The sequence below is a fragment of the Citrobacter sp. wls827 genome, from assembly GCF_005280875.1.
GTDB classification, from domain to species: Bacteria; Pseudomonadota; Gammaproteobacteria; order Enterobacterales; family Enterobacteriaceae; genus Citrobacter; species Citrobacter youngae.
On the sequence record NZ_SZWR01000017.1, the window covers coordinates 80,914 to 103,240 of the forward strand.

Annotated in this window: 24 protein-coding genes and 2 pseudogenes; 14 read left to right on the plus strand and 12 right to left on the minus strand. The window is 49.8% G+C overall.

Going from position 1 to position 22,327, the window contains the following annotated elements; translation table 11 throughout:
* Window positions 1–112: 112 nt before the first annotated feature.
* Both edd and kdgA read left to right on the plus strand, forming a co-directional pair.
* A complete protein-coding gene (gene edd / locus FDX03_RS10880; protein ID WP_137345915.1) occupies window positions 113–1,924 on the plus strand; it encodes a phosphogluconate dehydratase in 1,812 nt (603 codons plus the stop codon).
* A 34-nt stretch (window positions 1,925–1,958) separates the two neighbouring features.
* Entirely contained in the window at window positions 1,959–2,600 is a 642-nt protein-coding gene (kdgA, locus tag FDX03_RS10885) for a bifunctional 4-hydroxy-2-oxoglutarate aldolase/2-dehydro-3-deoxy-phosphogluconate aldolase (RefSeq protein WP_003034901.1), read from the plus strand.
* A gap of 102 nt (window positions 2,601–2,702) precedes the next feature.
* On the opposite strand, the gene purT is transcribed toward kdgA, so the two are convergent.
* Entirely contained in the window at window positions 2,703–3,881 is a 1,179-nt protein-coding gene (purT, locus tag FDX03_RS10890; protein ID WP_048211377.1) for a formate-dependent phosphoribosylglycinamide formyltransferase, read from the minus strand.
* Between the two features lie 131 nt (window positions 3,882–4,012).
* Here purT and yebG point away from each other — a divergent pair, with 131 nt between their 5' ends.
* The 4 genes from yebG to ptrB all read left to right on the plus strand — a co-directional run bounded on the left by yebG (window position 4,013) and on the right by ptrB (window position 7,673).
* Window positions 4,013–4,303 carry a DNA damage-inducible protein YebG gene (yebG, locus tag FDX03_RS10895; RefSeq protein ID WP_048211378.1) on the plus strand — a complete coding sequence of 97 codons (291 nt, stop codon included), beginning with the start codon at window positions 4,013–4,015 and terminating at the stop codon, window positions 4,301–4,303.
* A gap of 121 nt (window positions 4,304–4,424) precedes the next feature.
* Window positions 4,425–4,778, plus strand: coding sequence for a protein YebF (gene yebF, locus FDX03_RS10900; protein ID WP_003034909.1), 354 nt, complete (start codon window positions 4,425–4,427; stop codon window positions 4,776–4,778).
* Between the two features lie 94 nt (window positions 4,779–4,872).
* Complete coding sequence (locus tag FDX03_RS10905; RefSeq protein WP_061068073.1) at window positions 4,873–5,532, plus strand: tellurite resistance TerB family protein; 660 nt, start codon at window positions 4,873–4,875, stop codon at window positions 5,530–5,532.
* 86 nt (window positions 5,533–5,618) lie between these two features.
* On the plus strand, window positions 5,619–7,673 hold the full coding sequence (gene ptrB, locus FDX03_RS10910) for an oligopeptidase B (RefSeq protein WP_170973093.1): 2,055 nt from the start codon (window positions 5,619–5,621) through the stop codon (window positions 7,671–7,673).
* Window positions 7,674–7,675: 2 nt separating this feature from the next.
* On the opposite strand, the gene exoX is transcribed toward ptrB, so the two are convergent.
* The 3 genes from exoX to FDX03_RS10925 form a co-directional block, all read right to left on the minus strand.
* Window positions 7,676–8,338, minus strand: a complete 663-nt coding sequence (gene exoX / locus FDX03_RS10915) for an exodeoxyribonuclease X (protein WP_137345917.1) — start codon at window positions 8,336–8,338, stop codon at window positions 7,676–7,678.
* A 22-nt stretch (window positions 8,339–8,360) separates the two neighbouring features.
* Window positions 8,361–9,017 (minus strand): carbon-nitrogen hydrolase family protein, encoded by a 657-nt coding sequence (locus FDX03_RS10920; RefSeq protein WP_061068070.1) that lies wholly within the window; start codon window positions 9,015–9,017, stop codon window positions 8,361–8,363.
* A 106-nt stretch (window positions 9,018–9,123) separates the two neighbouring features.
* Window positions 9,124–9,354, minus strand: coding sequence for a DNA polymerase III subunit theta (locus FDX03_RS10925; protein WP_005120732.1), 231 nt, complete (start codon window positions 9,352–9,354; stop codon window positions 9,124–9,126).
* Window positions 9,355–9,497: 143 nt separating this feature from the next.
* On the opposite strand from FDX03_RS10925, the gene yobA reads away from it, so the two are divergent.
* Genes yobA through FDX03_RS10940 form a run of 3 tightly spaced genes read left to right on the plus strand, consistent with a single transcriptional unit; the run spans window position 9,498 to window position 11,103 of the window.
* A complete protein-coding gene (yobA, locus tag FDX03_RS10930) occupies window positions 9,498–9,872 on the plus strand; it encodes a CopC domain-containing protein YobA (RefSeq protein ID WP_101742227.1) in 375 nt (124 codons plus the stop codon).
* Between the two features lie 3 nt (window positions 9,873–9,875).
* Entirely contained in the window at window positions 9,876–10,748 is an 873-nt protein-coding gene (gene copD, locus FDX03_RS10935; RefSeq protein WP_137345918.1) for a copper homeostasis membrane protein CopD, read from the plus strand.
* 16 nt (window positions 10,749–10,764) lie between these two features.
* Entirely contained in the window at window positions 10,765–11,103 is a 339-nt protein-coding gene (locus FDX03_RS10940; RefSeq protein ID WP_137345919.1) for a YebY family protein, read from the plus strand.
* A 336-nt stretch (window positions 11,104–11,439) separates the two neighbouring features.
* Here the strand turns inward: FDX03_RS10940 and FDX03_RS10945 are convergent, their stop codons facing one another.
* Together FDX03_RS10945 and FDX03_RS10950 are read right to left on the minus strand one after the other, a co-directional pair.
* The gene (locus tag FDX03_RS10945; RefSeq protein WP_137345920.1) at window positions 11,440–12,525 is read right to left on the minus strand and encodes a tyrosine-type recombinase/integrase; all 1,086 of its coding nucleotides are present in this window, start codon (window positions 12,523–12,525) and stop codon (window positions 11,440–11,442) included.
* Window positions 12,494–12,715 (minus strand): annotated as a pseudogene (locus tag FDX03_RS10950) (excisionase); the annotation flags it as partial. The pseudogene FDX03_RS10950 and the gene FDX03_RS10945, both read right to left, overlap by 32 nt.
* A gap of 117 nt (window positions 12,716–12,832) precedes the next feature.
* Between FDX03_RS10950 and FDX03_RS10955 the strand changes: the two are divergent.
* On the plus strand, window positions 12,833–13,246 hold the full coding sequence (locus FDX03_RS10955) for a tail fiber assembly protein (protein WP_137345921.1): 414 nt from the start codon (window positions 12,833–12,835) through the stop codon (window positions 13,244–13,246).
* On the opposite strand, the gene FDX03_RS10960 is transcribed toward FDX03_RS10955, so the two are convergent.
* Window positions 13,227–14,390: an acyltransferase gene (locus FDX03_RS10960; protein ID WP_170973094.1), complete on the minus strand. Its 1,164-nt coding sequence runs from the start codon at window positions 14,388–14,390 to the stop codon at window positions 13,227–13,229. The two genes, FDX03_RS10955 and FDX03_RS10960, sit on opposite strands and share 20 nt — an antisense overlap.
* A gap of 449 nt (window positions 14,391–14,839) precedes the next feature.
* Between FDX03_RS10960 and FDX03_RS10970 the strand changes: the two are divergent.
* The 3 genes and pseudogenes from FDX03_RS10970 to pphA all read left to right on the plus strand — a co-directional run bounded on the left by FDX03_RS10970 (window position 14,840) and on the right by pphA (window position 17,443).
* A pseudogene (locus FDX03_RS10970) lies at window positions 14,840–15,258 on the plus strand (S24 family peptidase).
* A gap of 624 nt (window positions 15,259–15,882) precedes the next feature.
* On the plus strand, window positions 15,883–16,713 hold the full coding sequence (locus tag FDX03_RS10975) for a GIY-YIG nuclease family protein (protein ID WP_137345923.1): 831 nt from the start codon (window positions 15,883–15,885) through the stop codon (window positions 16,711–16,713).
* 88 nt (window positions 16,714–16,801) lie between these two features.
* Window positions 16,802–17,443 carry a protein-serine/threonine phosphatase gene (gene pphA / locus FDX03_RS10980; protein WP_101742231.1) on the plus strand — a complete coding sequence of 214 codons (642 nt, stop codon included), beginning with the start codon at window positions 16,802–16,804 and terminating at the stop codon, window positions 17,441–17,443.
* Here the strand turns inward: pphA and FDX03_RS10985 are convergent, their stop codons facing one another.
* Together FDX03_RS10985 and FDX03_RS10990 are read right to left on the minus strand one after the other, a co-directional pair.
* Window positions 17,444–17,635 carry a YebW family protein gene (locus tag FDX03_RS10985; RefSeq protein WP_048211387.1) on the minus strand — a complete coding sequence of 64 codons (192 nt, stop codon included), beginning with the start codon at window positions 17,633–17,635 and terminating at the stop codon, window positions 17,444–17,446.
* Window positions 17,636–17,707: 72 nt separating this feature from the next.
* Window positions 17,708–18,625, minus strand: a complete 918-nt coding sequence (locus tag FDX03_RS10990; RefSeq protein WP_137345924.1) for a LysR substrate-binding domain-containing protein — start codon at window positions 18,623–18,625, stop codon at window positions 17,708–17,710.
* 69 nt (window positions 18,626–18,694) lie between these two features.
* Between FDX03_RS10990 and FDX03_RS10995 the strand changes: the two genes are divergently transcribed.
* On the plus strand, window positions 18,695–19,933 hold the full coding sequence (locus FDX03_RS10995; RefSeq protein WP_082759583.1) for an MFS transporter: 1,239 nt from the start codon (window positions 18,695–18,697) through the stop codon (window positions 19,931–19,933).
* 27 nt (window positions 19,934–19,960) lie between these two features.
* On the opposite strand, the gene FDX03_RS11000 is transcribed toward FDX03_RS10995, so the two are convergent.
* From FDX03_RS11000 to FDX03_RS23285, 3 genes are all read right to left on the minus strand, one after another.
* Window positions 19,961–20,197, minus strand: a complete 237-nt coding sequence (locus FDX03_RS11000; RefSeq protein WP_101742234.1) for a YebV family protein — start codon at window positions 20,195–20,197, stop codon at window positions 19,961–19,963.
* A 100-nt stretch (window positions 20,198–20,297) separates the two neighbouring features.
* Window positions 20,298–21,719 (minus strand): 16S rRNA (cytosine(1407)-C(5))-methyltransferase RsmF, encoded by a 1,422-nt coding sequence (rsmF, locus tag FDX03_RS11005; protein WP_283204885.1) that lies wholly within the window; start codon window positions 21,717–21,719, stop codon window positions 20,298–20,300.
* Window positions 21,720–21,857: 138 nt separating this feature from the next.
* On the minus strand, window positions 21,858–22,327 hold a 470-nt coding region (locus FDX03_RS23285), incomplete at its 5' end, for an MlaD family protein (RefSeq protein WP_249357041.1).

Here is a 22,327-nt window from a genome sequence, read left to right on the forward strand (position 1 = left end):
CCTGAAACGATTTTGCCCCTGAGCTACGGCTAACAAGCGATTCAGCTATATTTAGTAATGCTGAATACATTGTTTACCCAACCGCTCTGACAGATAAATTTTAGGAGCCTCTATGAATCCGAATTTGTTACGCGTAACACAACGTATCGTCGAACGTTCCCAGGACACGCGTTCCGCCTACCTCGCTCGAATCGAACAGGCTAAAACGACTACCGTCCATCGCTCACAGCTGGCATGCGGCAATCTGGCGCATGGTTTTGCCGCCTGTCAGCCGGAGGATAAAGCATCGCTCAAAAGCATGTTGCGTAACAATATCGCGATCATTACCTCCTATAACGACATGCTTTCCGCACACCAGCCGTATGAACACTATCCGGCCATCATTCGCAAAGCACTACATGAAGCCAATGCGGTGGGCCAGGTTGCTGGTGGCGTACCTGCGATGTGCGACGGTGTGACCCAGGGCCAGGACGGTATGGAGCTTTCTCTGCTAAGTCGTGAAGTCATTGCGATGTCAGCGGCTGTGGGGCTCTCACACAATATGTTCGACGGTGCGTTGTTCCTCGGTGTATGTGACAAGATTGTCCCGGGCCTGGTCATGGCGGCGCTTTCCTTCGGTCATCTGCCTTCAATCTTCATCCCTTCAGGCCCGATGACGAGTGGTCTGGCGAACAAAGAGAAAGTGCGTATTCGTCAACTGTATGCCGAAGGCAAAGTGGATCGTATGGCACTGCTCGAATCCGAGGCTGCGTCTTATCATGCGCCGGGTACCTGTACGTTCTACGGCACCGCTAACACCAACCAGATGGTAGTGGAGTTCATGGGCATGCAGTTGCCAGGCTCCTCTTTTGTTCACCCGGATGCACCACTGCGTGAAGCATTGACCGCAGCGGCGGCCCGTCAGGTAACACGTCTGACCGGTAACGGTAATGAGTGGATGCCGATCGGGAAAATGATCGATGAAAAAGTGGTTGTGAACGGTATTGTGGCACTGCTGGCGACCGGCGGTTCAACCAACCATACGATGCACCTGGTAGCCATGGCGCGTGCAGCCGGTATTCTGATTAACTGGGACGACTTCTCCGATCTATCCGATATCGTGCCGCTGATGGCGCGTCTGTACCCGAATGGCCCGGCAGACATTAACCATTTCCAGGCTGCTGGCGGTGTGCCGGTGTTAATGCGTGAACTGCTGAATGCGGGTCTGTTACATGAAGATGTGAACACTGTCGCTGGATTCGGTTTATCGCGCTACACCCTGGAGCCGTGGCTCAACAATGGTGAACTGGACTGGCGCGAAGGTGCGGAAAAATCACTGGACAGCAATGTGATTGCCGCATTTGATCAGCCATTCTCCCATCACGGCGGCACTAAAGTACTGAGTGGTAACCTGGGGCGTGCGGTGATGAAAACCTCAGCTGTTCCAGTTGAAAATCAGGTGATTGAAGCGCCTGCCGTGGTCTTCGAAAGTCAACATGATGTGTTACCGGCGTTTGAAGCGGGTCTGCTTGACCGGGATTGTGTGGTCGTTGTGCGCCATCAGGGACCAAAAGCGAACGGAATGCCAGAATTACATAAACTCATGCCGCCACTTGGTGTATTATTGGACCGTTGTTTCAAAATTGCGTTAGTTACCGATGGACGACTTTCAGGTGCTTCAGGTAAAGTGCCTTCAGCAATCCATGTAACTCCAGAAGCTTACGATGGCGGGCTGCTGGCGAAAGTGCGCGATGGCGACATCATTCGTGTGAATGGACAGACAGGTGAATTAACGCTGCTGGTTGATGAAGAGGAACTTGCTTCCCGTCAGCCTCACATCCCTGACCTTAGCGCTTCGCGCGTGGGTACCGGGCGTGAAATGTTCAGCGCGTTGCGTGAAAAGCTGTCCGGTGCGGAGCAGGGCGCAACCTGTATCACTTTTTAAGACTTAATTTGTAATCAGGCGAGAGAAAACTCTGATGAAAAACTGGAAGACAAGTGCAGAAGCAATCCTGACCACTGGCCCGGTTGTACCGGTTATTGTGGTTAACAAACTGGAACACGCTGTGCCGATGGCAAAAGCGTTAGTTGCAGGGGGCGTGCGCGTTCTGGAAGTGACGTTACGTACCGCATGTGCGATGGATGCCATTCGCGCGATCGCCAAAGAAGTTCCGGATGCTATCGTTGGTGCGGGTACCGTACTGAATCCACAACAGCTGGCTGAAGTCACCGAAGCGGGTGCACAGTTCGCCATCAGCCCGGGTCTGACCGAGCCGCTGCTGAAAGCCGCAACTGAAGGCACTATTCCGTTGATCCCGGGTATCAGCACCGTTTCTGAACTGATGCTGGGTATGGACTACGGTTTGAAAGAGTTCAAATTCTTCCCTGCGGAAGCTAACGGTGGTACGAAAGCGCTGCAGGCGATTGCGGGTCCGTTCTCACAGGTCCGTTTCTGCCCAACCGGTGGTATCTCTCCAGCGAATTACCGCGACTACCTGGCACTGAAAAGCGTGCTGTGCATCGGCGGTTCCTGGCTGGTTCCGGCGGATGCGCTGGAAGCGGGTGATTACGATCGTATCACCAAACTGGCTCGCGAAGCGGTTGAAGGCGCGAAGCAGTAAGCTATCAACGTGTAAACCGAAGGCCCGATAAGAGGCGTTAGCGCCGATATCGGGCTTTGCCGGATGGGGTTTTACTGCCTCATCCGGTCTACGGCTCCGGTTTTAACCTGTCACTTTTACCTGTGAAGCCGCGTTTTTTGCGCGATCAACAGCTTCTTCAACACTTTCTGCAGTTGCCAGTACGACCCCTAAACGACGCGTACCGTCGATTTCGGGTTTACCAAACAGACGTATCTGCAAACCCGCGCCAACGGCAGCATCCACATTATCAAAGGTAACGTTTTGGCTGCTTAGCTTCGGCAGGATCACCGCTGATGCTGACGGCCCATACTGGCGGATTGCGCCAACGGGAAGACCAAGGAATGCACGCACGTGCAGGGCAAACTCGGACAGATCCTGAGAAATCAGCGTCACCATACCCGTGTCGTGAGGGCGAGGGGAGACTTCGCTGAAAATCACTTCATCACCGCAGACAAACAGTTCGACCCCAAACAGTCCGTGGCCTCCCAGCGCCAGCACCACCTTACGGGCAATCTCCTGCGCGCGCGCCAGTGCCAGTTCACTCATCTGCTGCGGCTGCCAGGATTCACGATAGTCGCCGTCTTCCTGGCGATGTCCAACCGGTGCGCAAAAATGTACGCCGTCAATGGCGCTGACGGTAAGCAGTGTGATTTCAAAATCAAAATTCACTACGCCTTCGACGATAACGCGTCCGGCACCAGCCCGACCGCCCTGTTGAGCATAGTCCCAGGCTGCAGCGAGCTGATCGGCTGAACGGATAAAGCTTTGTCCTTTACCGGACGAACTCATTACCGGTTTCACGATGCAGGGATAGCCGATTTCAGCGACGGCTTCGCGAAAGCGGACTTCACTGTCAGCAAAGCGGTAAGAAGAGGTCGGTAGAGACAATTCTTCGGCGGCGAGGCGACGGATTCCTTCCCGGTTCATGGTCAGTTGCGTTGCTCTTGCACATGGCACAACACGCTGGCCTTCCTGCTCCAGTTTTACCAGCATATCCGTGGCGATCGCCTCAATTTCCGGCACGATATAATGTGGTTTTTCACGCTCGACGAGCTGGCGTAATGCTTCGCCATCCAGCATGTTGATAACGTATGAGCGATGGGCAACGTGCATGGCTGGCGCGTCGGGGTAACGATCCACGGCAATGACTTCCACACCCAGGCGTTGACATTCAATTGCCACTTCTTTACCCAGTTCTCCCGAACCTAATAACATCACTCGCGTTGCTGCTGGACGCAGCGCTGTGCCTAATAACGTCATAAATTAATCCCCTGTTTTATCTGGGCGCAGTATATACGAAAACGTTTGCGTCTGTCTTTATTACCAGGTTGATTTCAGGGCTTAAAAAGAATATACTGTACATAAATACAGTTAATTTAAGAGGCTGCAAAATGGCGGTTGAAGTTAAATACGTAGTCATTCGGGAAGGTGAGGAAAAAATGTCGTTTACCAGCAAAAAGGAAGCCGATGCGTATGACAAAATGCTGGATACAGCGGATTTGCTCGATACATGGCTGGAGCAATCGCCGGTAGCGCTTGAAGACGAGCAGCGCGAAGCGCTTTCCCTGTGGCTGGCTGAGCAAAAAGATGTGCTAAGCGCCATCCTCAAAAACGGCAAGCTGCCTTCTCCACAGGTGGTCGACAACGACGCGCACGCTGAGGATGATACCCAGGCGGCCTGAAGCGACTTGCGCTCCTGATATTTTGTACCATGCTTTTCCCTGAATCATTGTGCAATCCCTGACGTTATTTCCCGTTGCTACAGGCAATCTGAATGACGAAGGGGAGATTAAGGAGAAAAGAATGTATAAAAAAAGAACGTTATTGAGCCTGCTGCTGCTGTCTGCCAGCGTATCTGTATTTGCGGCAAATATGGAAAGCAAAAACGTCCAGTTCCCCAAGTGTGAGGGACTGGACGCTAACGGTATTGCGGCGAGCGTGAAACGTGATTATCAACAAAATCGCATCGCGCGCTGGGCTGACGATCAAAAGCGCGTCGGGCAAGCCGATCCTGTCGCCTGGGTAAACACGCCCGATATTACGGGCAAAGACGGTAAATGGTCTGTCCCCCTGACTGTTCGCGGTAAAAGTGCGGATATTCACTATCAGGTAAAAGTCGACTGCAAAGCCGGAACAGCGGAGTATCAGCCGCAGTAACGGAGGTATTTGCACATCTTTTGATGACCTGAACACTTCCTGACATCCCCTCGGGTACGCTTTGATGATTATTCGTCTGTACTTGAGGGGCAAAATGGCTAACTGGCTAAATCAACTACAATCTCTTCTTGGGCAAAAGGGTTCCTCCGCGTCATCTTCTGGCGAGCAAGGGCTGAGTAAACTTCTCGTTCCAGGCGCGTTAGGCGGTCTGGCAGGATTACTGGTTGCCAACAAATCTTCTCGTAAATTACTGAGTAAATACGGCACCAGCGCGCTTCTGGTGGGCGGCGGTGCGGTTGCCGGGACTGTGTTATGGAACAAGTACAAGGATAAAGTTCGCGCAGCGCATCAGGATGAGCCGCAGTTTGGTGCACAAAGCTCACCGCTGGATGAGCGAACCGAACGCCTGATTCTGGCGCTGGTTTTTGCGGCGAAAAGCGATGGCCATATTGATGCCAAAGAACGTAGCGCTATTGAGCAGCAGCTCCGTGAAGCGGGCGTGGAAGAGCAGGGCCGCGTTCTGATTGAACGTGCGATTGAACAACCACTCGATCCTCAGCGTCTGGCTCAGGGGATCCGTAACGAAGAAGAAGCGCTGGAAATTTACTTCCTGAGCTGTGCGGCGATTGATATCGACCACTTTATGGAACGCAGTTATCTGAATGCATTGGGTGATGCGTTGAAGATCCCGCAGGATGTTCGTGAAGGGATTGAGCAGGATCTTAAGGAACAAAAACAGGCCCTGCCGGGTTAAATAGTTACCGCCAAGGCGCATGTTTCGCTTGCATCATTGCTGACTTTTGCCACCCTTATAGGATGATTAAGCAAAAGAACAATGACATGCTACCTAAAGCTCCTCGTATTCCCCACGCCATGACGCAGCATGGCGACACCCGCGTTGATAATTATTACTGGTTGCGAGATGACACCCGCTCGCAACCAGAAGTACTGAATTACCTGCAACAAGAAAATGCATATGGCCGCCAGGTGATGGCTTCGCAGCAAGCTTTGCAGGAGCGTGTTCTGAAAGAGATTATCGACCGTATTCCCCCTCAGGATGTGTCTGCACCGTATGTGAAAAATGGGTACCGCTATCGCCATCTCTATGAACCGGGGTGCGAATATGCCATTTATCAACGTCAGTCTGCCTTCAGTGAAGAGTGGGATGAATGGGACACCTTGTTGGATGGTAACCAGCGCGCGGCCCACAGTGAGTTTTATACGCTGGGAGGACTGGCGATATCCCCGGATAACACCATTATGGCGCTGGCTGAGGATTATCTGTCCCGCCGGCAATATGGCGTGCGTTTTCGCAACTTACAAACGGGTAACTGGTACCCGGAGGTACTTGAAAACGTCGAGCCGGAATTAGTCTGGGCCAACGACTCGCAGACTTTCTATTATGTCCGCAAGCATGAAACCACATTGCTGCCGTATCAGGTCTGGCGGCATACCGTAGGCTCGCCATCATCACTGGATGAGCTGGTATATGGAGAAGCCGATGATATGTTTTATGTCAGTCTGCATAAAACCACCTCACAGCACTATGTTGTTATTCATATTGCGAGTGCAACCACCAGTGAGGTTCTGCTCATTGATGCAGAACTGGCTGATGCAGAGCCACTGGTCTTTTTAGCGCGACGCAAAGACCACGAATACAGTCTCGATCACTATCAGCACAATTTTTATCTGCGCTCCAACCGTCAGGGGAAAAATTTCGGCCTGTACCGTACCCGGATGCGTGATGAACAAGCCTGGGAGACGCTGATCCCACCGCGCGACAGCGTCATGCTGGAGGGCTTTACGCTGTTCACAGACTGGCTGGTGGTGGAAGAGCGCCAGCGGGGCTTAACCAGTCTGCGTCAGATCAATCGTAAAACGCGCGAAGTGGTCGGTATCGCCTTTGACGATCCGGCGTATGTGACATGGCTTGCCTATAACCCTGAGCCGGAGACCTCGCGCCTGCGTTATGGCTATTCCTCCATGACCACCCCGGATACGCTGTTTGAACTGGATATGGACACCGGAGAGCGTCGCGTGCTCAAGCAGACGGAGGTTCCCGGATTTGATGCGGCGAACTACCGCAGCGAACACGTATGGATCACCGCGCGGGATGGTACCGAGGTTCCGGTTTCGCTGGTTTACCATCAAAAGTACTTCCTGAAAGGAAAAAATCCGTTACTGGTTTACGGCTATGGCTCGTATGGCGCCAGCATGGACGCCGATTTCAGCAGCAGCCGCTTGAGCCTGCTGGATCGCGGCTTTGTTTATGCCATTGCCCATGTCCGTGGCGGCGGTGAGTTAGGGCAACAGTGGTACGAAGACGGTAAGTTTCTGCATAAGAAAAATACCTTCAATGATTATCTCGACGTCTGCGATGCACTGCTAAAAATGGGCTATGGCGCGCCTTCGCTATGTTATGGCATGGGAGGAAGCGCCGGAGGAATGTTAATGGGTGTTGCCATCAATGAGCGCCCCGAACTGTTTCATGGCGTCATTGCACAGGTGCCATTTGTCGATGTGCTGACCACAATGCTGGATGAGTCAATTCCACTGACGACCGGTGAGTTTGAAGAGTGGGGTAATCCGCAGGAGGAAGAGTATTACACCTACATGAAAAGCTACAGTCCGTATGACAATGTTACCGCGCAGGCTTATCCGCATCTGCTGGTGACAACGGGCTTGCACGACTCCCAGGTGCAATACTGGGAACCGGCAAAGTGGGTGGCAAAACTGCGTGAGCTGAAAACGGACGACCATCTGCTGTTACTCTGCACGGATATGGATTCCGGGCACGGCGGTAAATCCGGACGTTATAAATCTTACGAAGGTGTGGCCCTGGAATACGCGTTTTTGATTGGGCTGGCGCAGGGCACACTGCCTGGACAAGCGTAAACTCAGGCGTTATCCAGATAGTGTTTCAGCGTTAGGCGCAATTCCGGGCTCATATTGTCAAGGTTGTTAAACAGCCAGCGCAAATAGCCCGGATCGCGTTCAGCGACTTCAGATACCGGTTTCCCGCGGTATTTTCCGAAGGTAAATGTGGTTAGCAACGCAGGACGACCGGTGACATCGGCCATTTGCTCCGGGGTCCAGCCGGACGTCTTCATAATGTCGATCAGCAGTGCCGCTGTGATGTAGCAGTCATAAAGCGCGCGGTGGTGGTGCAGACCAGACGGCGTCTGGACGCTCAGCTTGCGGGATTTATAGAGCGCCATATTGCTGTATTTGATCCCCGGCCACAGACGGCGGGAAAGCTTCATGGTGCAAATCCATTCTCCTGGCATTTCGGGCAGCACACGCCGATCAAAACTGGCGTTATGCGCCACGTACCACTCGCTGCCGTAATAGTGCGGGATGACATCTTCAATCCACGGTTTATCCGCTACCATCGCTTCAGTGATGTGATGGATAGCCATGGCTTGTGGACTGATGGGACGGTCAGGACGCACCAGATGGCTCATGGGATTGACGATCGTTCCGTCAACGACATCGACAGACGCAATCTCAACAATGCCTCCCTGCAGACCACAGGTTTCTGTATCTATTATGCGCAACATGCCGGGCTCCAGACCAAAACGACTAGCGTAATGGAATGATATCACCTTGCCAACCCCGTGGCGTGCGTTGTCCGGTTAACAGTAACGAACCGCTGTCGGCGCGTACAATTAACCGACCACCTTCATCCCACAACGCGCTGCTTCCACGTGCATTGGCCATCAGCACCGCAATGGCGAATTTATGTGAAAAACTTTGCAGGCGCGAAGCGGAAGAGAGCAGTTCTGGTTCGCTGACGGACTGACAGGTTGTGAACAGCGAAAATGTCGGGTCGATATCAATACCTTCCGGCTGACTGTCGACTACGCTGATGGCATTTTGTTGCCTGGCGATACAGGCGCCATGGCTTTGATGAAACATTAACGGCGAGGTCATCCAGGGAGAGAAAAGCGCTATTCCTTTCACAAAGCGATCGTGATGCTCTACCGACAACCCGGCAATGATGGTCATACGATACGTGGCCGCAGCGTGGGCGAGGGGTTGCAATAACTCTTCATCAGGTGGGGCTGGGAGAGCGTCGTCTTCGTCCACACATCCCAACAGGGACAATGATGGAAAAACCAACAATTCGCATTGGCATTTAGCCGCTGCCTGAATGAACTGCAAATGATGGGCGACGTGTTCGCTTAATGATCGTTGAAGTGGTTCGTACTGCGCTGCAGCAATTTTCCAGTGTGACATAATGATTTCCTTTTCATAGTGTCTACAACCATCCTTAAATAGTAGATTAAGAATGTACTTATACTGTAGCAGGCATCATGTAAGGAATTGTAACTTAATATAAGGTTTATTTAACTTTAGGCTCGTAAGGTAAACGTGACAGGGAAACAGAAGCTAAACGGTGCGCGATCAGGCGTTCACGGAACCAGTCGCGTAAATGTGCAGGCTGTTCACGCTCGACTACTTCAGCAACGACAGGCATGTTGTAGCGCTCTTTAAATGCGACACCTGCCGCAGCGAGATCGACGTTAACCTTATCCATTTCTGCTTGCTCAAGTTTGGCCAGATTAATATTCATACGTTTTTCCCTCATCTCTCCATTAGCGCGCAAAAGTTACTAAGAGTGCGCATTAATGGCAAGCCTGAAATGATGATTCTCGACTCGATCATTGTAGAAGGTTATTCTCTATAGATTAGACATAACAAAAAGGAATAGTTGAAATGGCTTCATCTGCATCTATGCTTCGCAGCGCTCTCATCGTACTCGCCAGCGTGCTGGCAACGCCCGCCGCCCTGGCGCATGCCCACCTCACAAAACAAAGCCCGGCGGCTAATGCCGAGGTTGCGGCATCTCCTCAGGCGTTGACGCTGAATTTTTCTGAAGGCGTAGAGCCGGGATTCAGCGGCGCAACGCTGACAGGTCCAAACAAAGAACAGATCAAAACGGGCAAGGCGTCACGCAGTGAGCAGGACAAAACACAGCTGATTGTTCCGCTTGATCAAACACTTGAAGCAGGAAAATATACGGTCGACTGGCACGTTGTTTCCGTGGATGGGCACAAGACGAAAGGACAATATAGCTTTAGCGTGAAATAACCGATGTTGGCGTTTACCTGGGTTGTACTGCGTTTTATCCATTTTACCACTTTGATGCTGGTGTTTGGTTGTGCGCTTTACGGCGCATGGCTGGCTCCCGTTTCGGTTCGTCGTTTGATGATGCGTCGTTTCTTGCATCTGCAACGGCATGCCGCAACGTGGAGCTTTATCAGCGCGACGCTGATGCTGGCGGTTCAGGGGGGATTAATGGGCGCGGGTTGGCAGGATGTCCTCTCCATCACCGTTTGGGGAGCTGTCCTGCAAACACAATTCGGGGGCGTCTGGCTGTGGCAAATTATCCTTGCGCTGGTCACTCTGGCGGTGACTATTATCGTACCGCGTAGTATGCCGCGACGACTGCTAATGCTGACGATTGCGCAGTTTATTCTGCTGGCGGGCGTTGGGCATGCGACATTGCACGATAGCGTAACTGGCACACTTCATCAGATTAACCATGCGCTGCATCTGATATGCGCTGCAGCGTGGTTTGGCGGCTTGCTGCCGGTGCTCTACTGTATGAGAATGGCGCAAGGACGCTGGCGCGATCAAGCCATCAGTACCATGATGCGCTTCTCCCGCTATGGGCATCTTTTTGTGATTGGCGTGTTGCTTACCGGCATCATGAATGCGCTGTTTATTGTCGGTTTTTCTGTTCCCTGGCATGCGGCTTATGGGAGACTGCTGTTGTTAAAATGTGCCCTGGTCATGCTAATGGTGGCGATTGCGCTGGTGAATCGGTATGTTCTTGTTCCACGTATGCAGCAGGATAACCGCTGCATGACCCTCTATTTTATTTGGATGACGAAGCTGGAATGGGGTATAGGCGCTGTTGTGCTGGCAATTGTCAGCCTGTTTGCAACCCTCGAACCGTTCTGATGGACTGGCAAAACGTATGAAAAAAATTATTATCTCTTTATTGCTACTGGCAAGTTCGGGAGTGGCACTGGCTGCGCCGCAGGTCATTACCGTCAGCCGTTTTGAGGTTGGCAAAGATAAATGGGCGTTTAATCGTGAAGAGGTGATGCTGACCTGCCGTCCGGGCAACGCGCTGTATGTCATCAATCCCAGCACGCTGGTGCAATACCCGCTGAATGATGTTGCCAGACAGCAGGTTGAGAGCGGTAAAACCACGGCAAAACCGATCGACGTTATCCAGATTGACGATCCGACTAAACCTGGCGAAAAAATGAGCCTTGCTCCGTTTATCGAGCGCGCAGAAAAACTCTGTTAATTGTCAGATGTAGTGCTCTGATTTCCAATAAAAAACCGCAAGGATCTCACAGGAGAACTTGCGGTTTTTACATTGTAGCGAGTGACAATCTCCCTTTTTTTCAGACCACTTTAGTCGCGGACTGGAAAACCTGGCGCTGTCATCTATTCTTAAATGGCAGGGTAACTTAGCCTGCATTAATGCCAACTTTTAGCGCACGGCTCTCTCCCAAGAGCCATTTCCCTGGACCGAATACAGGAATCGTATTCGGTCTCTTTTTATGTGCTTGTTTTCGTTGGGTTTTTTCTGTGTTTTCACGAAATCCCACGAAAATTACTCGAAATTTCCATATCCTGTCTAAACCATAACATATTCTGCACCGCGTGCGTCCAGGTATTTTTGGGTCATTGTTAAATTTTTATGCCCCAGCAGTCTCTGTACGAAATCCTCTCCACGTTCTCTTTCATAAAGTCTGCTCGCCAAGCTCCTTATTTCATGGAACGGGGGAGGGTTGGGGCCAAACTTTAACTCTGTAGAATCCCTGATATCGGAAAACGCTTGAGTGATACCGTCCGGGGTTAACGGACCTGGCTTCCTGCCGCCACGTCTCACCGCTGAATACAGCATGAAGTCTGACGGGTTATTTTTACGACAACGGTCGATAACATCCTGCAATACCAAATCAGCAGAGTCCAGTCGCAAATCAAGTGGCAACGCCAATTTGTGACCTGTCTTTTCCTGCGTGACAAACAATCTTTCCTCCCTGATATCGCTGAATCTGAACAACGATACGTCCTCTCTTCTCTGCCCGGTGACAAGTGCCAGGTCACATGCATTTGCAGCCCATTCGGAATGGGCGGTTGCGGCATCCCTTATTATCTCGAACAGTTCAAGCAAAAGACGCTCACGCTTCACTTTGGGCGTCGACGTTCTTGTCGGCTCTGCAGGGTTTATTTCAATATGCCCCTCAACAATTGCTTCCCTGAAAATATCCAACAATACCGAACGTAGTCCGGAGGCCATGCTCTTCTTATCACAGACTATGTAACTCTCAAGGAAAGTAGAAACGTCCATCGTGCTGACCGCCGATAGCGGCATACGTCCGAATTCATCACTGATAGTGGCGATCTGGTTACGCCTGACCTTCATCGTGTTGGGCTTCAATTTTCTTCGTTCAAGAATTACTTCGTAGCGCTCGATCCAAGCTTTCACCGTAAATGTTGGTGTTTCCTTTATGCGGTCCAGCAGCGTTGATGGAAGGTAATTCTGTTCGATGTAGTTATTGGCTTCAATAGCCTGAGAAATGGCGTCCTTTCTGTCGATCCGGCCAAGAGATAATTCTTGACCGGTAATCGGGTTTCGCCAGCTATAAAGTCTGTCTCTTTTACGATAGGTCAGGTTACGGGGCAGGTTAGTGTCGTAACGAACTGGCCTTTTCGCCATGAGTCAGTCTCTCCAGTAGAGTACCGCCAGTTGGCAGCGCTAAATGTTTTGCTTTGGGACGAAGGTTTTTTTTGCTCGGATCCACATAGATAGCATCTGGCTGAACCTTATACTCTTTGCCGTGAAGTTCCGGGACAGGGTAAATACGCCCCTCCCGCGCCCATCGGCGAAGTGTTGAAAGAGACGGCGGGGTTGTAGGAACCGCTACAACAACCGGAGTGCGTTTATATCTGGCGGGGGCAAATGCAGGATCAACCCCTGTGGCTGCTGCCATTGGATTTCACTGGAACGCAGAAGGAAGATAAATATGAAAGTTTTTTACAGTGCCAGCCAGAACGGTTTTTATGATGATAACCAGACTCTTCCCGCAGACGCGGTCAAAATTGCTGAGTCGCTCCGAACTGAGTTAATTACCGCCCAGAACGTAGGCGGCGTAATCAGACCGGGAAGTGATGGGATGCCGGTGATCATCCCATCCGCAGATTACGTCCCGGAATTAACTGAAGAAGAGCTGCGGTGGTTTGCTGAATCCAAAAAACAGTCGCTGTTGTCAGAAGCGGCAGCGCGTGTTGGACCACTACAGGATGCGGTTGATACAGGAATGGCGACGGAAGAAGAAACTACCGCACTGGCTGAGTGGAAAAAATACCGGGTGCTGCTGATGAGAATAGATAAATCAACAGCACCAGATATAGAATGGCCTAAAACTCCGGATGTGTAGGTTTCACAACAGGAGAAGCCGCTGAAGAATCTGCGGCTTTTACTTCCATCTTGATCTTACCAAAAATCCATTTTGGAAATCTTGATGAGAAGAAGGACTCAATGTATTTATGGAACAAACTTGCAGCTATTATTGACATTAATGTAGTCATTATGAGGCTTGAGATCCCCTTACCGAACCCATTAAGCCCAACATAAACCAAGAAATGCAAAGTAACCCCCTGCATTAGAACGTGCATAAGATATAGCGAGAATGATATATCGCCCAAATACACTAAAGGTCTCGGTATCTTTATATGTATTGTTTTACTGGCAAGAGTCAGACATAGCATCAATGGTACTATAGATATTCCCCATTCGAATATACCATGGCCTATTTTTGAACCAGAAACATATTGCGCAATTGTCAGTGCTGTTGAAAATAAGACCATCATCCAACAAAATGTTTCATTTTTTATTATTATTCTTGATGTATATATCTGTCCGATAACAGCACCAGATACAAACATCCATATAATCGGCGATGTAACTAATCCAAGAAGAATGCTTCTGAATCCATAATCAAATGTTGGACTTGTGCTAAAATTCCCACTAATATATGTAGGAATTCCAATTAAAAATAGTGCCGTGCAAGAATAAAAAGCCAACCATCTAAGCTTCCCAGCAAGCATTGATATGGCAAAGAAAATATAGAATATCATTTCGTATGTCAATGTCCATCCAACAGACAACACAGGAGTTCCGAATGTTGGCGCAGGGGCATTCCCACTTGGAATAAAGAGCATGCTTCTTGCTAGATAAATTAAATTATCCAAATTAGCAAACCATGACGGACCAGCTAGCAGTAGGAATGATACTATCGTTGCTATAAGGTATGCAGGCCATATCCTCATGAATCTCTTTATCATGAATGTTTTAACGTATGATAACGAACCATCGGATTTTTTAGTTGTTATCACCATGATAAATCCACTAATAACAAAGAAAAGTGATACACCAAAATATCCAGCAGCAAAAAATATTTCTTTTGTTGTCTCAGCCAACTTTCCAGTCCAGTAACTGCCATGGTAAAGAACAACACATAGAGCAGCTATTCCCCTCAGCGCTTGTATGAATTCAATTTTATTGACACTTTTATTTATCATGTAACATTGCTCTGGATATGTGTGCATAAAAATCATGTGAAGTTCAGCAATTCTAGCATGAGTTTTATATTCATTCAGCCACTCATGTAGTTTTGATGAGTTACTTTAATGAATAAAACTTGTCTTTGTGTGGGACAAAAGCTGGACACACAAAGCGTTGCATCGGTTTGCAAGGCTTTGCTGTGATCACCTATGACAGCTTCTCATGAAGCGTTCAGCAGTAGATATTGGTGCAGATTATGCCACGCCGTTCAGATATTAACGCTGCATTTGCGTCCACAATACAGCAAAACCAGAAAGGGTATAAGTTCTTACGCACAGACGACTTCATCCGAGAGTTAGCGAAAGTGCACTGGCATTTTACTCGATCCGATGCTAACTTCTGAATAGAGCGATACCAGCCAGATTTTGCCGATAAGACCACAGACAACAGTGATAACCGTTACTGGATCCTGCGTAATATGGGGAGGGTATTCTAATGGGATTCCCTTTACCTGCGGCAGATTATGTTGAAACACGAATCTCCCTCGATCAGCAGCTAATCAGACACCCCCGCAGCGACTTATTTCATGCGGGCATCGCGTTCACATTTCAGGGAGGGAATACTTCAAGGGGCGCTGCTTGTTGTGAATGCGCCACTTACTGCTTGTGATGGCTCGCTGCCGATATGCGCGATAGACGGGGAATTCAGGATAAAGCGATATCGGACTCACCCTCAGCCCCACCTGATAAAACTGGAGAACGGAAGAAGGGAAGCACTACCAGTAGATGATGATGGTTATAGTTCTGCACCTCTATATTCGGGATCATTACGTACATCATTAATGATTCCAGGAATGCGGAGTTTGATGACGGCCCGGCGATGTAACCATATTGGCTGTATTTGTTTGGAACCCTGATTTTTCACATTCCCAACAGCACGCGTCACAGAGTGCTATGTAATTTTCTATGCTGGTGTTTTGATCCCGAATTTTTCCCGTCGACACCACGAAACCAATGGCAAATGATTGATCTTGAATGGGTGGGATAGTAAGTATTAGGATGTCATTTTTAGTGAGTTTTTGGTTTTAACTTATTGAATTTTATATGTTATTACGTTTTTAGTTGTAAACAGGAATCGTATTCGGTCTCTTTTTATGTCCCTTATAAACCAGCTAGTTATAGGACATAGCCCCGAAATACACGAAAGACCCTCTTCGGTTTCCGTAAGCTGTTACTACAATCTAAACATTTTCTTTCACACATCCAAGTACTTTTCGGTCCTTTTTTCTGGGTATCGGTGCCTTTACTTACAACTCGCGTCCCGGCACACGGACTTATCGGATAAAGAGAAAATATAACATTGGTAGTGTTTTATCAGTTAAGATAGCATCTTAACACATTAATAATTCTATCAATTCTGGAAAAGTTTAGTGTGAGAAACTCAGGGAGTGAATTTAAAGGGTGCACGTTTAACTTTTAGTTATGGAATTAGATTAAATGGAACGAATGTATGAATGATTCAAGTGGCTATGTCTACATTTTGAAGAATGAAGCCTTTCAGAAAAGCCTCTTCAAAATAGGTTTCACAAAGAACATGCCAGAACAGAGGGCTAAGCAGTTATTTAACGGGATGACAGGCGTACCGTTGCCCTTTGATGTCGTGATGGCCTGTCAGGTAGGTAACTATCAGGAGGCAGAGAAGAACGTCCACGCGCGTCTTAAACCTTATCGGGTCAATCGCCGCAGGGAATTTTTTGAACTGCCCATAGAAATTTGCAGTAAGGTCGTTTTGGATGAATGTAATAAAATCAATGAACATCTGGGTTTAAACTATACCAATCCAGTTATTTCAGAAAAAAAGGAAGACACAGTTATTGAAATTGAAGAATATCATCGCTCGGGATTTATTCTGTCGATTAAAGACCTTCTTGAGCAAGATAGCTACAATTCAACATTAACCGCTGATCAGAGAAATAGGGTTGAGATATTAATGCTTGTTTTTGCTGATGTATTTCCTAATGATATTTCGAGGTGGTATGATGGATTTATGAAAGATCATAATTCAGAAAAAGAAATACAAATATGGGAAGCATTGGCTAAAGCTTTTTGTAAAGCAAAACGATATTATGAGTTCAACGAATATAAACAAGTTGTTTTTGATAGCTTGCTTCTCCGTACTATTAATAGAAAAACATTTGTAATGAAGGCTATGGATTCTTCAAATATACCGCGTGACCTTCTTTCGCGAATATTGGACTGCTATGAACTAAAACCGACACCGCTGGTTGTTGTTACTTCCAGAGGGAAAATGCTGAATGCCCAACTACATATAAATAATTGAACATTTGCTGCGAAAACCCTACGGTACGGTGCCTGTTGCTGTTATTGCTAAACTTAATGGTGAGTGAAACAAGAATGCAGAAGGTCATATGGGGCTGTCTGACAACGTCTACCAGAAGGTCGAAGGAACAAACTGGCGTCACATCTGGGTCGTGGGAGATCTTCACGGCTGTTTTTCTATGCTGATGGATAAATTGCGCCAGTGTCGGTTTGATCCGTGGCGCGATCTATTGGTTTCTGTCGGCGATGTTACCGATCGTGGGCCTGATAGTCTGCGCTGTCTACAGTTGCTTCGCCGAAACTGGATGATAGCGGTCAGGGGGAATCACGAGCAGATGGCGTTGGATGCGCTGGTAACGGGGGATCTGCAGCTGTGGTTTATGAATGGGGGCTCGTGGTTTGCGCAGGCAGCACAACCCGCGGCAAGATTTGCTCTTGAAGCCTGTCAGCAATTACCGTGGATTCTGGAACTGCATTGTCAGAATGGCGTACACGTGATTGCCCATGCCGATTACCCGGATGATATTTATCTGTGGCGAAAAGAGGTCGATTTGCAACGGGTGTTGTGGGATCGCGCGCGATTAATGAATAAAGGCAGTGGAATTCATGGCGCAGATCACTTTTGGTTTGGCCATACTCCCCTGCGCCATCGGCTTGATCGCGATAATCTGCACTATATTGATACCGGCGCGGTATTTGGCGGTGAGCTAACGTTGGTGCAGTTACAATAATTAGAAATCACTATATTCCTGAGCAGGACGCCAGAAGCTGTCGATATAGTCTTCGGCCGGCAAGCATCCGCCGTTGCGAATGCGCTGATCGTCCATCGAAATTAAGCACTGCCGTTCTGTATTGTAGACATCAACCACGATATCTTCACAACCGCCATCCAGGTAGCAAACAAAAAGAATCAGCGTGAACATTCCATCCTCAAATTGTATTGCCGTATCAATAGTGTAGAAGAAATTGCAGTTAATGGGGCGGGGAGAAATAAGTTAACGCGTCACTGTGTACTCATTCGTGAAGGGCAGGTACGTTTCACCGGGCAGTTCGAAAGATTGCAACCAGTGGGTAAATTTTCTTACGGCCCCATCTTGCCTGTCATTCCACAGCAGAGAATAGGTTCCGGTATCGATAGTCAAATCGCCAAATGGCGCAACCAGCCTTCCTGTTTTCAGGTGTTTTTCACAGAATAAATAGGGCATTACGGCCAAACCCAAGCCATCTTCAGCCGCCTGCATTGCCGCAAATGTATGATCCAGCGTGATAATCTGGTTACTTTCTTGATGATCATTTGGGAAATGGCTATGCCAGCGTTTCCAGAGATCGTTACGCGCACGAATTTGAATTTTTATATGATCGTCCAGTTGATCTGGCGAGACCAGAGGTCGGCTGTGCAGGTACTGCTGGCTACAAACCAGCAGGCTTGATTCCCGAAGAAATGGAACAGGTTTAAGCCCGGAAAAATGTGCCGGATCCCGGCGAATCGCGACATCAAAGGGAGAAGCGAAGCTAACGGGACCAATGCTGGTGGTGACATCGACGGTGAGTTCAGGGTGGATTTCATTCAGCTCAGCCAGTCTTGGCATTAGCCAGTGCATGGCGAATGTGGGCAGGCACTGGATGGTTAACCTTCCCGAAAAGGTGTTAGCGCTGACCTCTTTTTCTGCCTGCGCAAGTTCATCGAGTAACCGTGTTGCGACGCGGGAAAAGGTCTTGCCGGCACTCGTCAGCCTGACAGATTTGTGTGCACGATAAAACAGTTGTACGCCCAGTTGTGCTTCCAGTGCGCGGATATGTCGGCTGACTGCTCCTGTGGTGATAAACAGTTCATCAGCTGCCGCACTGAAGCTGCTTTTACGCGCAGCAGCTTCGAATGCCGGCAAATGGGGGAGCGAGAGTAATCGAGTCATTGGTTGAGTCTAACTCAACCAATTGACGCAATAAAGATCGTTTGTCAGCGTCTTCCCCTTGCTCATAACATGGCCGGTAACGCTCTGGTTCATTATCGATATTCACTTTTTCTGAAGGCAATTTTAGTGAAAGCATTCAATTTGTTTTGCCTTGGACGGGCGGGGACATGCCTGGGGACAATGGCTTTTGCTGGTGCACTTCCGGTAATACGTGAAGAGTGGCATATAGACGCCGCCGCTGCGGGAACAATACAGACGGTATTTAGTATTTCAAACGCCTGCGCCTTATTTGCTGCCTCCTGGCTGTGCGACTATCTGGGGGCTCGCAAGGTGTATCTCATTTTCTCGTGGTTCGGTGTGCTCGCTTTATTGCTTTTTGCCTGTTTTGCCCGCTCTTATTCCTCCGCTCTGGTCATGATGGCCTTTGTCGGATTGACCCAGGGTGGGGCCTACACGCCAGCGATGATGTTGGCTATGGGCATGAACAGCGTGCCCAAACGTGGACTTGCCGTTGGGATGATCCTGGCCGCAGGTTCGTTTGGCTACCTGCTGTCTGTATTTATCTCCGCCTGGGGAGCATTGCGCTGGGGAGCTTCCTTTGCGTTCTCTTTATGTGCCGCTGGCGCATTGGTTGGCGCGGTATCCGGTTCAGTGGCGTTATCCGGCTATCAGGAAGACATGTACAGGACGCAGAAGCAGGGGGGATCGGCAAAGAGCCATGTTCTGTCGGTCGGCGCAATACTGCTGATGGTAGGTTATATTGCGCATTGCTGGGAGTTACTGGGGAGCTGGGCATGGACCCCCAGCCTGGTGACGAATGCGCTGCAAGCCTGGCAGATGGAGCCGATGGCCACCGGGTTGATCGTCGCCTGTGCTGTACATTTATCGGGGATGTTCTCGACGCTGATTGTAGGGGCAATCTCCGATTATTTTAATCGCGCATCGGTGTTGATTTTTATGGGCGCTGCCGGTGCGTTGAGTTCACTCCTGATGGGATTATCGGTTTCCTGGGGGGCGGGGTGGACATTATTGTTCGCGTTTATGGGGAGTTTCTTCATTCTTGGTGATTCAGGCGTCTTATCTGCCGCGATTGCCGATAATGTGCCTCAGGCAAAGCTGGGAAGTGTGATGGGATTGCGGTCGCTGCTTGGATTTGGCGTGGGGTCTCTTGCGCCTTTAACATTTGGTGTGGTGATGGATTCAACGCAAAGCTGGGAACTCGCTTATAGCGTGCTGGCTGCGGGGGGAACCATCGCTTTCTTCTCCGCCTGCGTACTTAGATTCAATTGTTTTAACGCCAATAAATAACCCGTCTGGCGACGGGTTCTTTTTGAATCAGGCAAAGCGCATGACCCAGGCATCTGACTTACGATCGTAGTGCTCGCGGAATAGAACGGAATGTTCTCCATTGAGAAGGGCCGGGACGCTGGTGTCGGCATCCCAGGCGTCCAGTTGCATACATAAATCCGGATCGGATTTACAAGGAATGGTTAACGTTCGGTCCCCCGGCGATTCGCCATGTAACTCGGCGTCGTCGATTTCAAAAGCGCCAATGCGCACACTGGTTTTCATCATCGTGCTCTCCGTTGATTTGCGGGTTGTGGTACGACCAGTTAAGCCGCCCATTTTTCAGCGTAGTCAACGTGGGCAAAAGCGCCAGTAAAAACGTGCGTTATCCTGTAAAGAGTTTTCCATCCCGGACAAGATCGCGTGGATAGCTGTTCTTTAACCGTGATCCAATACGTTTTGCCAGTCCAATCGGCTGACGCTGGAACGTGACGAGTACATCGTCGGTTGTTGGTGAGGTTTGTGGGTAGACATCTCTGCCGCGATACCACTCTTCCGCTTCTTCAAGCGTCAGTTCAAACGCATTGTGATGTTCTGGGTTAGCAAGGGCGATAACTGCCTCATGCTGCCAGCGGTAACCCTTATTGTGGGTTTCAGCGAGTTTAATCCCGAGGCGGGAAAAGCGGACTTTACCAATCAGCGGTTCAATGTCTGTCGGGAATAACCAAATTTCTTTATCACGCTGCCAAAGGCGCAGATTGTCTTGCCATTGCAATCCACAGGCGGTAGCAGCCTGGGTGATTTGTGCGGCTTCCCGGCTTTTCAGCGGGCTGAAGGGGAAATTTCCCACCTTATATTTCGGCGCAGGCAGTGCAGGGATAGGGGCTGTTTTTCGCAAACGCGCGACAAAGAATCCTTCACAGTCATAAATTTGTGGGAACACGTGCAGGAATCCCTCAGGTGTCAGGGCGCGTCCGGCCTCCGGAAATAAATCACCCAGAGGAAGAAACTCGACGGCGTCCGGGTAAGTCTCAATCAACCACTGCATGACGTTTTCATTTTCGTCACGGTTAAGCGTACAGGTCGAGTAAACCAACGTGCCGCCGGGGCGCAGAGCGTGAAAGGCGCTGTCGAGCAGTTCGCGCTGAGTTGCGGCTATTTCCAGATTACTTTCTGGCGACCAGTTTTTTAGCGCATCGGGGTCTTTACGCATCACGCCTTCGCCGGAACATGGGGCGTCCAGCAAAATGGCATCGAAGGATTCAGGCAACGCTGCGCCAAATACCCGGCCGTCAAAATGGGTGAGCGCGACATTGGCTATCCCGCAACGGCTGATATTGGCATGCAGAACTTTGACGCGACTGGCGGAAAACTCATTCGCCAGAATCGCGCCCTGATTATTCATTTTTGCGGCAATTTGCGTGGTTTTAGAACCGGGGGCAGCCGCAACATCCATGACACGTTGCGGGGTATTACCTTCGGCAAACAACGCGGCGACTGGCAGCATTGAGCTGGCTTCCTGAATATAAAACAGACCGCTTAAATGCTCAGCAGTACTGCCGAGCGGTACAGACTCTTCATCGTTGCGCTCAATCCAAAAGCCTTCAGCACACCAGGGAACCGGAGTGAGTGACCAGTCATAAGGCGCGGTTAAGTCGAGAAAATCAGCAACGGAGATTTTCAGCGTATTGATGCGGATACTGCGGCGTAATGGACGCTGGCAGGCTGCGAGAAAATCTTCAAAAGAGAGCGTGGAAGGCATTGCTTCACGCATTTGTGTCAGAAAGGCGTCAGGAAAATAAGCCACTTGGTACCACCGGCAAAAAAACAGGTGCGCAGTGTAGCATATACCCTCAATAATTCGAGTTGCAGGACAACTACGCGCCTACTTGAAGTATGACGAGGCTAACCGCTCCGGCGCGAGTACGCCGGAGCAGGGAAAAGATTAGCGTGGCAGGGCGGTTCCCCACTGACGCCATTCTTTCGGCTCACTCTCCAGTAGCAGGAAGTGTTTACCCGCCTGCGCTTTCGGTGCCAGTGGCGTACCTGGTGGGGTGGCAAACGCGATACCACCGCGAATGAATTGATTGAAGGTACCTGTCTTCACGACGCCGCCGGTGAGGCCGAAATCGAGATTGTATCCAGATGCCAGCCAGAACACGGAGTTATTGCGCACCAGGTGCTGGTAGCGCTGACTGATGCGCATGGCTACCATCACGCGATCGGACAGTGAACCCAGCGTCAGACCCGTGACGGTCCCCACTTCAATACCTCTGAACAGAACCGGAGTACCGATATTGAGTGATCCTGCTTCTGGCGCTTCTACCACAATACTCAGACCATCAAGGTAGCGTGAATCAGTAATCGTCGCTTCCTGCAGTTCAAAATCACGGCGCGGGTTACCGCGCCCTGGTT